Here is a 13,222-nt window from a genome sequence, read left to right on the forward strand (position 1 = left end):
CCTCCTGGCGACTGTGGCAACTCGGCGTGCCGCAGCCTAGCCCCGGATCGGATATTGGATCCAGTATTGAATATCCGATCTCCGCTGCATACGGTCCCGGTGAATCCGATCGCCGACGAAGGAGAGCGGAATGCACGCGGAGCATGCGGAGCCGGCCACGCCCGGCGCCCTGTCCGGAATCGTCGTCGCCGACTTCGGCCGGGTGCTCGCCGGCCCCTACATGACGATGCTGCTCGCCGACCTCGGCGCCGAGGTGGTCAAGATCGAACGCCCCGGATCCGGTGACGACACCCGCGCCTGGGGGCCGCCGTTCGCCGACGGCGAGGCCACGTACTTCCTCGGGGTCAACCGCAACAAGCGGTCCGTCACACTCGATCTGACCGACCCCGCCGACCTGGCGAAGGCCCGCGCGATCGTCGACCGCGCCGACGTCCTCGTGGAGAACTTCCGCCCCGGCACCATGGACAAGCTCGGCCTCGACTACGAGCAGGTGCGGGCCGCCAACCCCGGCCTCGTGTACTGCTCGGTGACCGGCTTCGGCGCGGTCGACGGCGCCCACCTGCCCGGCTACGACCTGCTCGTCCAGGCCATGGGCGGCCTGATGAGCATCACCGGCGAACCCGGCGGCACCGGCACCAAGGCCGGCGTCGCCCTCGTCGACGTCATCACCGGTCTGCACGCCGGCATGGGCATCCTCGCCGCGCTGCACCACCGCGAACGCACCGGCGAGGGCCAGCGGGTGGAGGTCTCGCTGCTCACCTCGCTGCTCTCCGCGCTCACCAACCAGTCCGCCGCCCATCTCGCCGCCGGCGTCGTGCCCCGGGCGATGGGCAACCGGCACCCGAGCATCACCCCGTACGAGGTGTTCGAGGCGAGCGACCGCCCCCTCGTCCTCGCCGTCGGCAACGACCGGCAGTTCCGCACCCTGTGCGCCCGCCTTGGCGTGCCCCACCTCGCCGACGACGCGCGGTTCACCACCAACGCGGCCCGGGTCGCTCACCGCGAGGAGCTGACGACCGCGCTCGCCGCACCGCTCGCGGGGCGCACGGCCGACGCTTGGTTCGAGGAGCTGACCGCGGCCGGGGTGCCCTGCGGTCCCATCAACGACCTCGCCGGGGCCTTCGCCCTCGCCGACCGCCTCGGGCTCCACCCGCGCGTCCCGGAGGCCGCGGCCGGCCCGGGACAGGTCGCGAACCCGATCACGCTCGGCGCCACCCCGGCCGCCTACCGCTCCGCTCCCCCGCGCCTGGGCGAACACACCGACGAACTCCTGGCCGAGCTCGGACAGCAGCCGGACCGGCCGGTTGTCCACAGGCCGCGACGCACGGACCACGGGTCGTAGGAAGATGTACGCCACGCAGTCGAGGGAAAGGTCACGGGCCATGGACACCGCGCTGGAGAGACGACGGCCACCGACCGCCCAGCAGTTCGTCCTGGCGGAGCTGCGGCGCGCCATCACCACCGGGGAGTTGCGGCCGGGCGGCCCGATCCGGCAGGACGCGCTGGCGGCACGGCTCGACGTGAGCCGGGTCCCGCTGCGCGAGGCGCTGAAGTCGCTGGAGGCGGAGGGCTTGGTGGTGCACCACGTCCACCGGGGCTATTTCGTCGCCGAGTTGTCCCTGGAGGACCTGGAGGAGATCTACCGGATCCGCCGGCTCCTGGAGACGGAGGCGGTCCGCGCGGCCGTCGTCGAGATGCCGGACGGCACGGTCGGCGTCCTGGAGGAGATCCAGCGGGAGGTGGAACGGGCCGCCGAGGGCGGGGACGTCACGGCGATGGCCGAGGCCAACCGCCGCTTCCACTTCGCGCTGATCGAAGCCTCGGGCATGCCGCGCCTGGTCCGGCTGATCGCCACGCTGTGGGACGCGACCGACGCGTACCGCTCGCTCTACTACGCCGAGGACCCGCACCGGGAGCTGGCCGTCCGCGAGCATCGCGCCGTGATCTCGGCCCTGCGCAACGGCGACGTCGAGGCGGCGGTGCGCTGCCTCGACGAGCACCGGGACCACGCGGTCGCGGCGCTGCGCGAGGTGCTCGATCTGGAGTGACGGAGGCCGGCGGTGCGGGTGCGCGGGCGTGGCGGGCGGCAGACGATGGTGGAGGGGCCCTGCGCCGGGCGCTCGGCCAGGCCCTTGTGCCGGGCCCCGTGTCAGCCCCTGCGTCAGGAGGCGCCGGCGATGCGCAACGACAGCGACACCTTCCGTGCCCCGGGCGGCAGGTCCCCGTCCCTCCTGGACGTCCTGGTCGTCGGAGCGGGTCCGGTCGGGCTGACCGCGGCGGCCGAGCTGCGCCGCCGCGGCTCCACGGTCCGCATCGTCGACCGGCTCCTCGCCCGGCTTCCGTACGCCAAGGCGGTCGGCATCCAGCCGCGGACCCTGGAGGTCTGGGACCGGATGGGCTGCGTGCGGGCGGTGCTCGAGGCGGCCATCCCGATGCGGGGACAGCTGTGGTATGTCGACGGGGTCGAGCAGCCCCGGATCGAACTCTCGCTGCCGGCCGAGGTGCCCTACCGGTTCGCCGCGCTGCCCCAGTACGAGACGGAGCGGATCCTCGAGGAGTTCCTGGGCCGCTTCGGCACGCGGATCGAACGCGGCACGGAGCTGGTGTCGTTCGAGCAGGACGCGGACGGCGTGTCCGCCCGTCTGGTCACCGCCGTGGACGCGGGACCGCCGGCCGAGGAGGAGGTCCGCTGCGGCTATCTGGTGGGTTGCGACGGCGCGCACAGTGTGGTGCGCAAGGGGCTCGGTCTCGGTTTCGAGGGCGGGGCGTTCCCCGAGGAGTACATGCTGGGCGACGTGGAGGTCGACTGGGACCTGCCGTCCGGATACGGGGTGCGCTCGATGCACCGGGGTGCGGACGGGGCCGTGGACGACATCCTGGTGTGCATTCCGCTGCCGGGCCGCGGCCGCTACCGCATGTCGATGACGGTGCCGCCCGAACTCTCCGCGAGCAGGCGGCTCGAGGGCGTGGGGGCGGGCGGGGACGGAGTGGCGCACGGTCTGGAGCAGGGCGGGCGGGCGCCGGGGCTCGCCGACATCCAGAAGGTGCTCGACCGCCTCTCGCCGCAGCCGGCGACGGCCTCCACACTGCGCTGGTCGTCGGTGTTCCGGATCAGCCACCGGCTGGTCGACCGCTATGGCGAGGGCCGGGTGTTCGTCGCCGGCGATGCGGCGCACATCCATCCCCCGACGGGTGCGCAGGGCATGAACACCGGCATCCAGGACGCCTGCAATCTGGCCTGGAAGCTGTCCCTGGCCGCCGCGGGCAGCGCGGCCCCCGGGCTGCTCGACAGTTACGACGCCGAGCGGCACCCGGTCGGCGAGGAGGTCGTCGGGCGTACCGTGCGGCACGCGGCCCAGGGGATGCAGGCCGACCCGGAGGACCCGGAGACGCTGATGCTGCGCGAGGCGCAACTGCTCGTGGGCTACCGGGGCAGTCCGATCGTGGCCGCGCCGGACCGGGCCGTCGGCGGCGCGGCCGACACGACGGCCACGGCCGTCGGGGCGAGCCCGTGGGGCCCCCGGCCCGGCGACCGCGCCCCGGACTGTACGGGCCTCACCACGGCGCTCGCGGTCCAACCCCTGCGCCTCTACGACCTGTTGCGGGACAGGGACCACGTCCTGCTGCTGTACGGCGCCGACGACTCGGCGGCGGACTTCCCGGAACTCGCCGCCGCGGCCGCCGAATTGTCGGACGGCGCCGTGGAGTCCTGCGTCGTGCTCGCGGGCGAGGGTGCCGGTCCTGACGGCGCCGGTCCGCCCGGGCTGCCCGTATACCGGGACGCGCGGGGCGAGTTCGCCCGGATGTGGGCCGTACGGGCCCCGACGGCCTTGCTCGTACGGCCCGATGGCTATCTGGGAGCACGGCTGGAACCGCCCGCCGTCGGGTCGCTCACCGCCTGTCTGACGGGCGTGTTCCGGGCATGAGCGACGGCCGTTCCGGGGCCAGGGGCTCGCCATGCGAGGTCAGCGGCGCGGGCCTAGCCTGAGATGAGGAGTGTTGCCCTCGTCTGGCAGGAGGCTGCCGTGAGGAACTCACAGGCGCGTTGGCGCAGGCTCTGCATCGGTGTGGCTCTGGCGGGGACGATGTCCGTACCGGCCGTCGCGGGTTCCGCGTACGGCGTCACGGTCCCGGATCCACCGATCGCGGCCGCCGCGGCGGCGACCACGGCACCCTCCCCTTCGGGTGACGACTTCACCCCACTCAGCCCTGCCGTGCAAGCGCAACTGGACACCGCGATCCAGAAGGTGCTGCGGGAGACGAAGGTGCCCGGGGTGATCGTGGCGGTTTCGGCGCCGGGCAAGGGCGAGTACATCCGTTCGTTCGGCGTCGCCGACAAGGCGACGAAGGCGCCGATGACCCCGGACCTCAACATGCGGATCGGCAGCCTGACCAAGACCTTCACGGTCACGGCCATGCTCGAACTCGTCGACCAGGGCAAGCTGGGTCTCGACGACCCGATCGGGAAGTACATCGACGGCGTGCCCAACGGGGACCGGATCACGTTGCGGCAGCTCGCCGAGATGCGCAGCGGCCTGTTCAGCTACTCGTTCGACCCGGGCTTCTACAAGGCCCTGACGACCGACCCCGACCGGCCGTTCACCCCGCAGGAGTTGCTGGACTACTCGTTCAAGCATCCGGTGAACTTCCAGCCGGGCGCGGAGTTCGAGTACTGCAACACCAATCTGATCCTGCTGGGCCTGGTGGTGGAGAAGGCCGGCGGCATGCCGCTGCACGACTTCATCGCCAAGAACGTCGTCCAGCCGGCCGGTCTCAAGCACACCGTCTTCCCGACCGATGCGGCGTTCCCGAGCCCGCACGCCCAGGGCTACACCGTCCAGACCGCGTCGGGCAAGGAGGAGATCTCCACGAACTGGAACCCGTCGTGGGGCTGGGCGGCCGGTGCGATGATCTCCGACATGCAGGACCTGCGCACGTGGGCGAAGGTGCTGGCCACCGGTGAGCTGCTGACGGCCCAGACGCAGGCGCAGCGGCTGAAGACCCTGCCGACCGGGGTAGCGGGCGCCGGGTACGGCCTCGGCATCTTCAACGTCCAGGGCTGGCTCGGTCACAACGGTTCGCTGCCGGGCTACGAAGCGCTGGCGATCTATCTGCCGCAGGAGCGGGCCACGGTGGTGGTGGAGCTCAACACCGACATCCTGCACGACAACATCGAGCCCAGCACGCTGTTCGGGCAGGCGATCACGGAGATCGTGACCCCGAACCACGTGTTCAACCTGCCGGTGCCGACGAATCCGCAGGCTTCGAAGTCGCCCGCCTCGACACCGCCCGCCTCCTCCTCGCCCGGCTCGTCGTCGCCGGCCCCCACGGCACCCGGCTACTGACGTCCCGTTTCCCGGGCCCTCCGCCTCGGCTCCCGTCCGTGAGGGATCATGGACAAAGGAGCCGAGAAGGGACGGGACGAACGATGAGGCACCGCAGTGTCGCCGACCTCATGACACCGACCGCGGTGGCGGTCCAGCCCGGCACTCCGTTCAAGGAGATCGCCCGGCTGCTCGACGAGTACGGCATCACCGCCGTGCCCGTGGTCGACGAGGAGAACCGGCCGGTGGGCGTGGTCTCCGAGGCCGATCTGCTGCGCCGGCACACAACGAAGGACGGGCCGAGCACCGCGGAGGCCATGATGTCGAGCCCGGTCGTGGTGGCCCGCCCGTCGTGGACGGCGGTGGAGGCGGCGCGGCTGATGGAGCGCCACCGGGTGAAGCGGCTGCCGGTCGTGGACGCGGACGGGCGGCTGATCGGGGTGCTGAGCCGGAGCGATCTGCTCCAGCTGTTCCTGCGGCGGGACCGGGCCATCCAGGAGGAGATCCTGGAGGACGTCGTCACCAGGATCCTGGGTCTGTCCCCCGCGTCCCTGCACATCGACGTGGCCGAGGGGCGGGTGACGCTGACCGGGACGTTGCCGCGGCGGAGCGTCGCGCCCATCTTGGTACGGCTCTGCGAGGACGTGGACGGGGTGGTGGAGGTCGTGGACCGGCTCGCGTACGAGGACGAGCAGGAGCCGGAAGAGCGGGGCTGACCGCGCCGGCCGCGCCGGCTCCACCGACCCCACCGACCCCACCAGCCCTACCGGCCCCACCGGCCGAGGGGCGGAGCCGATGGACCCCACCAGCCCTACCGGCCCCACCGGCCCCTCCGGCCGAGGAGCGGAGCCGATAGCGCCGGGCGGAGCAGATCGCCCACCTGCCGGGCCCGTCGGTGCTCTCGGCACCGGCGGGCCCGGGTTCGCGGGACGGGCGGTCTACTCGACCGCCTCCGGCCAGCCGTATCCGGGTCCGGTGCGCCGCGGCACGGTGTCGGCGCCGACGGCCTCCATCTCCCGGTTGGCCTCCCTCATCAGCTGTCCGGCCAGATCCTTCATGGCCCGGCTCGCGGCGAGCTCGTCGCCGATCGCCGGGATGTCGACGTCCGCCGGGTTGCACCGGGCGGTGCCGTGGCCGGTGAGGGTCGACGTGCCGGTGTCCAGGTGCGCCTCCGCCCTGGTCCTGCCGCCGTCCTCTTCCAGATCCAGGCCGACCTTCCACTCCAGGTGTCGTGTCATGGTCTGCCTCCTCGTGCCCTCGTGCCCGCGGGCCCACGCGGACACGCCGCGCGGCCCCTCTCCTTTCAGGATCCCGCTGCCGGGGCGGTGGCGCCACGCGGTGATCGCGGCCGTCTGGGCGCGGGGCCGCTCGCCACGGATACTGCTGGGGCGGCCGGGCCCAGCCGGGACGGCCGCGCCGCACAACCTCACCTGGAGGTGTTCATGCGCATGTTGATCAATGTTCCGGAGACCGTGGTCGCCGACGCGCTGCGGGGCCTCGCCGCCGCGCATCCCGAGCTGACCGTCGACGTGGAGAACCGGGTCGTGCTGCGGCGGGACGCGCCGATGGCCGGGCAGGTGGCCCTGGTGTCCGGCGGCGGCTCGGGGCACGAGCCGCTGCACGCGGGGTTCGTGGGCCCGGGGATGCTGGCGGCGGCCTGTCCGGGCGAGGTGTTCACGTCCCCCGTGCCGGACCAGATGGTGCGGGCGGCGGCCGCGGTGGACAGCGGCGCCGGCGTGCTGTTCGTGGTGAAGAACTACACGGGTGACGTCCTCAACTTCGAGATGGCCGCCGAACTCGCCGAGGACGAGGGCGTGCAGATCGCCAAGGTGCTCGTCGACGACGACGTGGCGGTGACCGACAGCCTCTACACGGCCGGGCGGCGCGGGACCGGGGCGACGCTGTTCGTGGAGAAGATCGCGGGCGCGGCCGCCGAGGCGGGCGCTCCGCTGGAGCGGGTCGAGGCGGTGGCCCGGCGCGTGAACGAGCGCTCGCGGAGCTTCGGGGTGGCGCTGAGCGCCTGTACGACGCCGGCGAAGGGGTCGCCGACCTTCGATCTGCCGGAGGGCGAGCTGGAGTTGGGCATCGGTATCCACGGGGAGCCGGGGCGTGAGCGGCGTCCGATGATGACCTCCCGGGAGATCGCGGACTTCGCCGTCGACGCGGTCCTGGACGATCTGCGGCCGAAGGGGCCGGTGCTCGCCCTGGTGAACGGGATGGGTGCGACGCCGCTTCTCGAGCTGTACGGGTTCAACGCCGAGGTGCAGCGGGTGCTCGCCGAACGGGGGGTGGCGGTGGCGCGCACCCTGGTCGGCAACTACGTGACCTCGCTCGACATGGCGGGCTGCTCGGTGACGTTGTGCGAGGCGGACGAGGAGATGCTGCGGCTGTGGGACGCGCCGGTGCAGACGCCGGCGCTGCGCTGGGGCCGGTGAGAGGGGAGTGTCCGAGGTGACGCAGGGCGAGGGGTACGGCGAGGGGTACGACGCGGCGTTCTTCCGGGCCTGGCTGGCGGCCGCGGCGGCCGCGGTGGACCGGGAGGCGGACCGGCTGACGGAACTGGACTCGGCGATCGGCGACGCCGATCACGGGGCCAATCTGAAGCGGGGTTTCGCGGCGGTGACGGCGGCCCTGGAGAAGGAGCCGCCGGCGACGCCGGGTGCGGTGCTCGTCGCCGCCGGGCGGCAGCTGATCTCGACGGTGGGCGGTGCCTCGGGGCCGCTGTACGGGACGCTGCTGCGCGGCACGGGGAAGGCGCTGGGCGAGGAGGAGCGGGTCTCCCGGGCGGCGCTCGCCGAGGCGCTGGCCGCGGGGGTCGCTGCGGTGGGCCGGCTGGGCGGGGCGCAGGTGGGCGACAAGACGATGCTGGACGCGCTGGTGCCGGCGGCCGAGGCGCTCGGGGCGTCGTTCGCGGCGGCCCGCGAGGCGGCGGAGGCGGGCGCGCTGGCGACCGTACCGCTCCGGGCGCGCAAGGGCAGGGCGAGCTACCTGGGCGAGCGGTCCATCGGGCATCAGGACCCGGGGGCGACCTCGTCGGCGCTGCTGCTCGCGGCGCTCGCGGAGGTGGCGGGATGACGGCGCGGGTCGGGATCGTGCTGGTCTCGCACAGCGCGGCCGTGGCGGCGGCGGTCGCCGAGCTGGCCAGGGGCCTGGCGGGCGGCGGCGACACGGCGCCGATCCGGCCGGCGGGCGGCACTGCGGACGGCGGTCTCGGCACGAGCGCCGAGCTGATCGGGGAGGCGGCGGAGGCCGTGGACGGGGGCGCCGGTGTGGCGCTCCTGGTCGACCTGGGCAGTGCGGTGCTGACGGTGAAGGCGCTGCTCGCGGAGGGCGACGAGCTGCCGGAGGGCGCCCGCCTGGTGGACGCCCCGTTCGTGGAGGGCGCGGTGGCGGCGTTGGTGACGGCGAGCGCCGGGGGCGATCTCGACGCGGTGACGGCGGCGGCGTCGGAGGCGTACACGTACCGCAAGGAGTGAGGGACGGGGTCGGTACGCGAAGGGAGACGCCCCCGAGGGGCTGCGCCGCCCGCCACCGGCGCGGCCCCTCGCTGTGTCGTCGGGCACATCGCACCCCCACCTTTATGCAACTTGTTGCACAAGCGCGTCCGGGTCGTCTACAACAGTGCGTGACGTTCCCGCGCGAGGAGGCGCCCCGATGACCCCGTACCCGCATCTGCTGAGCCCGCTGGACCTCGGGTTCACCACCCTGCCCAACCGGGTGCTCATGGGATCCATGCACGTCGGCCTGGAAGAGGCCGAGCACGGATTCGAGCGCATGGCCGCCTTCTACGCGGAGCGTGCCCGCGGCGGCGTCGGCCTGATCGTCACCGGCGGCATCTCCCCCAACGAGGCCGGCCGGCCCTGGGACGGCGGCGCCAAGCTGACCACGGCCGAGGAGGTCGCCGAGCACCGCGCGATCACCGACGCCGTACACGGCGCGGGCGGCCGGATCGCGATGCAGATCCTCCACTTCGGCCGGTACGCCTACCACCCGGGCCTGGTCGCCCCGAGCCCCCTCCAGGCCCCCATCAGCCCCTTCCCGCCGAACGAGCTCACCGACGCCGAGGTCGAGCAGACGGTCGAGGACTACGCCCGCTGCGCCGAGCTCGCCAAGGAGGCCGGGTACGACGGCGTCGAGGTGATGGGCTCCGAGGGCTACCTCATCAACGAGTTCATCGCCTCCGCCACCAACCAGCGGACCGACCGCTGGGGCGGTTCGTACGAGAACCGGGTCCGCTTCCCGCTGGAGATCGTCCGCCGCATCCGCGAGCGGGTCGGCGAGGACTTCATCCTGATCTACCGGCTGTCCATGCTCGACCTGGTCCCCGGCGGCTCCACCCTCGACGAGGTGGTCGCACTCGCCAAGGAGATCGAGGCCGCCGGTGCCACGATCATCAACACCGGCATCGGCTGGCACGAGGCCCGGATCCCGACCATCGCCACCTCCGTGCCGCGCGGCGCGTACACCTGGGTCACCAAGCGGCTGATGGGCGCGGTGTCGGTGCCGCTGGTCACCAGCAACCGCATCAACACCCCCGAGGTCGCCGAGCAGATCCTCGCCGAGGGCCGTGCCGACATGATCTCGATGGCCCGCCCCTTCCTCGCCGACCCGGACTTCGTCGCGAAGGCCGCCGCCGACCGCGCCGAGACCATCAACACCTGCATCGGATGCAACCAGGCCTGCCTGGACCACACCTTCAGCCTGAAGATCACCTCCTGCCTGGTGAACCCGCGCGCCTGCCACGAGACCGAGCTGGTCCTCTCCCCCACCCGGCTCGCCAAGCGGATCGCCGTCGTCGGCGCCGGCCCGGCCGGACTCGCCTGCGCGGTCTCCGCGGCCGAGCGCGGCCACGCGGTCACCCTGTTCGACGCGGGCGCCGAGATCGGCGGCCAGCTGAACGTGGCCAAGCAGGTCCCCGGCAAGGAGGAGTTCGAGGAGACCCTGCGCTACTTCCGCGTCCAGCTCGCCGAGCGCGGCGTCGACGTGCGCCTGAACACCTTCGTGACGTCGGCCGACCTGGACGGCTACGACGAGGTCGTCGTCGCCACCGGTGTCACCCCCCGCACCCCCGAGATCGAGGGCGTCGACCACCCGAGCGTCGTCGGCTACCTCGACGTGCTGCGCGACGGCGCGCACGTCGGCGAGCGGGTCGCGATCCTCGGCGCCGGCGGCATCGGCTTCGACGTGGCCGAGTTCCTCACCGACGGCGGCGAGGGCTCGAGCCAGGACCCCGAGACCTACTTCCGGCAGTGGGGCGTCGACACCTCGTACGAGACCCGGGGCGGCCTGCGCACCCCGGAGCGGCCGCGGCCGCCGCGGCAGGTCCACCTGCTCCAGCGCAAGACGACCAAGGTCGGCGCGGGCCTCGGCAAGACCACCGGCTGGATCCACCGCACCGAGCTGAAGCACCGGGGCGTGACGATGGTCGCGGGCGCGTCGTACGAGCGGATCGACGACGAGGGCCTGCACCTGACGATCGACGGCGAGCCGCAGCTCGTCCCCGTGGACACCGTGGTCCTGTGCACCGGCCAGGAGCCGCGGCGCGCCCTGTACGAGGAGCTGGTGGCCGCGGGCCGTACGGCGCACCTGATCGGCGGGGCGGACGTCGCGGCCGAGCTGGACGCGAAGCGGGCCATCGACCAGGGCACGCGGCTCGCCGCCACGCTGTGACCACCGCAAGCCCTCCGGTCCGACGGATCCGACGGACCGGTCGTCTCTAGGATGCGTGCATGTCCCTCCCGCACGCGATCCTGACGGCGCTGCTCGAGAAGCCGTCCTCCGGCCTCGAACTGACCCGCCGCTTCGACCGGTCGATCGGCTACTTCTGGTCGTCCACGCACCAGCAGATCTATCGCGAGCTCGGGAAACTGGAGCAGGCGGGGTACATCCGTGCCCTGCCCGCCCCGGTGCCGGCGCGCGGGCAGAAGAAGGAGTACGAGGTGCTGCCCGCGGGTCGCGCCGAGCTCGCGGCCTGGGTGGACACGGCCGAGGACCCCAAGCCGATGCGCTCGGCGCTGCTGCTGCGGATGCGGGCGGCGGCCGTCGTGGGCGGCACCGGGCTCCGGGCCGAACTGGAGCGCCATCTCGGACTGCACCGGCGGCAGTTGGACGAGTACCGGGAGATCGAGCTGCGCGACTTCCCGCCGGAGAGGCGCTCTGCCGAGCCGGACCGGCTGCGGCATCTGGTGCTGCGGGGCGGCATCGACCTGGAGCGGTTCTGGGTGGAGTGGCTGACGCAGGCGCTGAGCGAGCTGGGCGAACCGGACGGGCCCGACGCGGCCGGCGGGCACGACGGGGCCGGCGGACACGACGGGGCCGGCGGACACGACGCGGCCGACCGGACCTGACGGGCCGGCGGGGCCCGGCAGCGCTCCCGGGCCTGGCAACCTGACGGTAAGTGAGCCCTCGCGCCCCGCCACCGGCGACGTACGGTGCGTCGCGGTGGATACTGGTCGGTACCAGACCAGAACCAGGGGATCCACACGCGAAAGGGCGAGGATGGCCGACGAGTTGGGGCACCGCAGGACACGGCATGCGGTGGTCATCGGGGGAAGTCTCGCGGGCCTGCTGGCCGCGCGGGTGCTGAGCGAGCACGCCGAGCGGGTCACGGTCGTCGAGCGCGACCGCTACCCGGAAGGGCCGGACGCGCGCCCCGGCGTACCGCAGGGGCGGCACCTGCACGTGCTGATCGAGGGCGGGCAGCGCGCGCTCGACGAGCTGCTGCCCGGCTTCATGGCGGAGCTGCGCGAACTGGGCGCGCCCAAGGTGGGCGTGCCAGAGGACATGGTCCAGTGGCAGAACGGCCGGTGGTTCCAGCGGACCCCGGCGACGGCGTACTTCTACACGGGCCCGCGGCCCCAGCTCGAATGGCTGGTGCGGCAGCGGGTGCTCGCCGATCCGCGGATCGAGCTCGTCGAGGGCACCGAGACCGTGGGCCTGCTCGGCGACAGCGCGCGGGTGCGGGGCGTCATGCTGCGCGAGCGCGGCGCCGACGCCGGCAAGGAGCCTCGTGCGCTGGAGGCCGATCTGGTCGTGGACGCGTCGGGCCGTTCCACCCGCGCGCCCGACTGGCTGGCGGGGATCGGCGCCGAGGCCCCGCACGAGGAGACCCTGGACACCGGTCTCGCGTACGGCACCCGGATCTACCGCTCCCCCGCCGAAGACCCGGCCACCGACGCCGTCGGCTACTACGTGGTGCCCAACCCGGCCCAGGTGTACGGCGGCGTGGTCCTGCCGCTCGGCGACGGCCGCCACCTGGTCACCCTCTCGGGGCTGCGGGGCGACGAACCGCCCACGGACGAGAGCCTGTTCGAGGAGTACGCGCGCAAGCTCCCGCACCCGGTGGTGAGCGACTGGCTCGCCAAGGCGGAGCCGCTGTCGAAGGTGTACGGCTTCCGCAGGACGGCCAACATCCGGCGCCGCTACGACCGTCCGGGCCGCCGTCCGGCCGGCTTCCTGGCCACCGGCGACGCCCTGTGCGCGTTCAACCCGATCTACGGGCAGGGCATGGCCGTCGCCGCGATGACCGCGGTCGCGCTGCGCACGGCCCTTGCCGACCCGAAGCGCACGCCGACGACCCGGCGGGTCCAGCGGGCCCTGCTCGACGCGTCGAAGCAGGCCTGGGACATCTCGGCCGGCGCCGACAAGAAGATGCCGGGGGCGACCGGTGACGCGGCCCGCAGCGGGGCCATGGACAAGGTGACCGGCTGGTATCTGCGCCGGGTACAGGCGCACGCCTCGGGCAACCCGGTGGTGGGCGCCCCGTTCCGCGCGGCGCTCACCCTGACCGCGCCGCTGACGAGCCTGTTCGCGCCCGCGGTGGCCCGAGCGGTGCTGTTCGACCCGCTGCCCGAGACGCCGGCGGAGCCGCCGATGCGCCGCGGGGACGCGTAGGACGT

12 protein-coding genes are annotated in these 13,222 nt (G+C 73.3%); 11 read left to right on the forward strand and 1 reads right to left on the reverse strand.

Annotation, left to right across the window (positions count from 1 at the left end):
- The first annotated feature begins 130 nt into the window (after positions 1-130).
- From ACIGEZ_RS22975 to ACIGEZ_RS22995, 5 genes are all read left to right on the forward strand, one after another.
- Positions 131-1,342: a CaiB/BaiF CoA transferase family protein gene (locus tag ACIGEZ_RS22975; RefSeq protein ID WP_399833924.1), complete on the forward strand. Its 1,212-nt coding sequence runs from the start codon at positions 131-133 to the stop codon at positions 1,340-1,342.
- A gap of 40 nt (positions 1,343-1,382) precedes the next feature.
- The gene (locus ACIGEZ_RS22980) at positions 1,383-2,048 is read left to right on the forward strand and encodes a GntR family transcriptional regulator (RefSeq protein ID WP_399833927.1); all 666 of its coding nucleotides are present in this window, start codon (positions 1,383-1,385) and stop codon (positions 2,046-2,048) included.
- A gap of 129 nt (positions 2,049-2,177) precedes the next feature.
- Entirely contained in the window at positions 2,178-3,926 is a 1,749-nt protein-coding gene (locus ACIGEZ_RS22985) for an FAD-dependent monooxygenase (protein WP_399833929.1), read from the forward strand.
- A 99-nt stretch (positions 3,927-4,025) separates the two neighbouring features.
- Complete coding sequence (locus ACIGEZ_RS22990; RefSeq protein WP_399833931.1) at positions 4,026-5,345, forward strand: serine hydrolase domain-containing protein; 1,320 nt, start codon at positions 4,026-4,028, stop codon at positions 5,343-5,345.
- 83 nt (positions 5,346-5,428) lie between these two features.
- On the forward strand, positions 5,429-6,040 hold the full coding sequence (locus ACIGEZ_RS22995) for a CBS domain-containing protein (RefSeq protein ID WP_399833934.1): 612 nt from the start codon (positions 5,429-5,431) through the stop codon (positions 6,038-6,040).
- Between the two features lie 222 nt (positions 6,041-6,262).
- On the opposite strand, the gene ACIGEZ_RS23000 is transcribed toward ACIGEZ_RS22995, so the two are convergent.
- Entirely contained in the window at positions 6,263-6,562 is a 300-nt protein-coding gene (locus ACIGEZ_RS23000) for a DUF1876 domain-containing protein (protein WP_399833936.1), read from the reverse strand.
- A 204-nt stretch (positions 6,563-6,766) separates the two neighbouring features.
- Here ACIGEZ_RS23000 and dhaK point away from each other — a divergent pair, with 204 nt between their 5' ends.
- From dhaK to ACIGEZ_RS23030, 6 genes are all read left to right on the forward strand, one after another.
- Positions 6,767-7,759: a dihydroxyacetone kinase subunit DhaK gene (gene dhaK, locus ACIGEZ_RS23005; protein ID WP_399833939.1), complete on the forward strand. Its 993-nt coding sequence runs from the start codon at positions 6,767-6,769 to the stop codon at positions 7,757-7,759.
- Positions 7,760-7,766: 7 nt separating this feature from the next.
- The gene (gene dhaL / locus ACIGEZ_RS23010) at positions 7,767-8,399 is read left to right on the forward strand and encodes a dihydroxyacetone kinase subunit DhaL (RefSeq protein ID WP_399833941.1); all 633 of its coding nucleotides are present in this window, start codon (positions 7,767-7,769) and stop codon (positions 8,397-8,399) included.
- Entirely contained in the window at positions 8,396-8,800 is a 405-nt protein-coding gene (locus ACIGEZ_RS23015; RefSeq protein WP_399833943.1) for a PTS-dependent dihydroxyacetone kinase phosphotransferase subunit DhaM, read from the forward strand. Before dhaL ends, ACIGEZ_RS23015 begins: the two co-directional genes overlap by 4 nt.
- Positions 8,801-8,978: 178 nt before the next feature.
- Positions 8,979-10,994, forward strand: a complete 2,016-nt coding sequence (locus tag ACIGEZ_RS23020; RefSeq protein WP_399833945.1) for an FAD-dependent oxidoreductase — start codon at positions 8,979-8,981, stop codon at positions 10,992-10,994.
- 59 nt (positions 10,995-11,053) lie between these two features.
- Positions 11,054-11,671: a PadR family transcriptional regulator gene (locus ACIGEZ_RS23025; RefSeq protein ID WP_399833947.1), complete on the forward strand. Its 618-nt coding sequence runs from the start codon at positions 11,054-11,056 to the stop codon at positions 11,669-11,671.
- Between the two features lie 151 nt (positions 11,672-11,822).
- Positions 11,823-13,217 (forward strand): NAD(P)/FAD-dependent oxidoreductase, encoded by a 1,395-nt coding sequence (locus ACIGEZ_RS23030; RefSeq protein ID WP_399833949.1) that lies wholly within the window; start codon positions 11,823-11,825, stop codon positions 13,215-13,217.
- The last annotated feature ends 5 nt before the right edge of the window (positions 13,218-13,222 follow it).

Source organism: Streptomyces sp. NPDC085481, from assembly GCF_044541845.1.
In the GTDB taxonomy this organism is placed as follows: Bacteria; Actinomycetota; Actinomycetes; order Streptomycetales; family Streptomycetaceae; genus Streptomyces.

What these genes read in the sequence shown, in the direction of transcription:
- ACIGEZ_RS22975 (WP_399833924.1), top strand. Translation starts at nt 131, where the DNA reads ATGCACGCGGAGCATGCGGAGCCGGCCACGCCCGGCGCCCTGTCCGGA.
- ACIGEZ_RS22980 (WP_399833927.1), top strand. Translation starts at nt 1,383, where the DNA reads ATGGACACCGCGCTGGAGAGACGACGGCCACCGACCGCCCAGCAGTTC.
- ACIGEZ_RS22985 (WP_399833929.1), top strand. Translation starts at nt 2,178, where the DNA reads ATGCGCAACGACAGCGACACCTTCCGTGCCCCGGGCGGCAGGTCCCCG.
- ACIGEZ_RS22995 (WP_399833934.1), top strand. Translation starts at nt 5,429, where the DNA reads ATGAGGCACCGCAGTGTCGCCGACCTCATGACACCGACCGCGGTGGCG.
- ACIGEZ_RS23000 (WP_399833936.1), bottom strand. Translation starts at nt 6,562, where the DNA reads ATGACACGACACCTGGAGTGGAAGGTCGGCCTGGATCTGGAAGAGGAC.
- dhaK (WP_399833939.1), top strand. Translation starts at nt 6,767, where the DNA reads ATGCGCATGTTGATCAATGTTCCGGAGACCGTGGTCGCCGACGCGCTG.
- ACIGEZ_RS23015 (WP_399833943.1), top strand. Translation starts at nt 8,396, where the DNA reads ATGACGGCGCGGGTCGGGATCGTGCTGGTCTCGCACAGCGCGGCCGTG.
- ACIGEZ_RS23020 (WP_399833945.1), top strand. Translation starts at nt 8,979, where the DNA reads ATGACCCCGTACCCGCATCTGCTGAGCCCGCTGGACCTCGGGTTCACC.
- ACIGEZ_RS23025 (WP_399833947.1), top strand. Translation starts at nt 11,054, where the DNA reads ATGTCCCTCCCGCACGCGATCCTGACGGCGCTGCTCGAGAAGCCGTCC.
- ACIGEZ_RS23030 (WP_399833949.1), top strand. Translation starts at nt 11,823, where the DNA reads ATGGCCGACGAGTTGGGGCACCGCAGGACACGGCATGCGGTGGTCATC.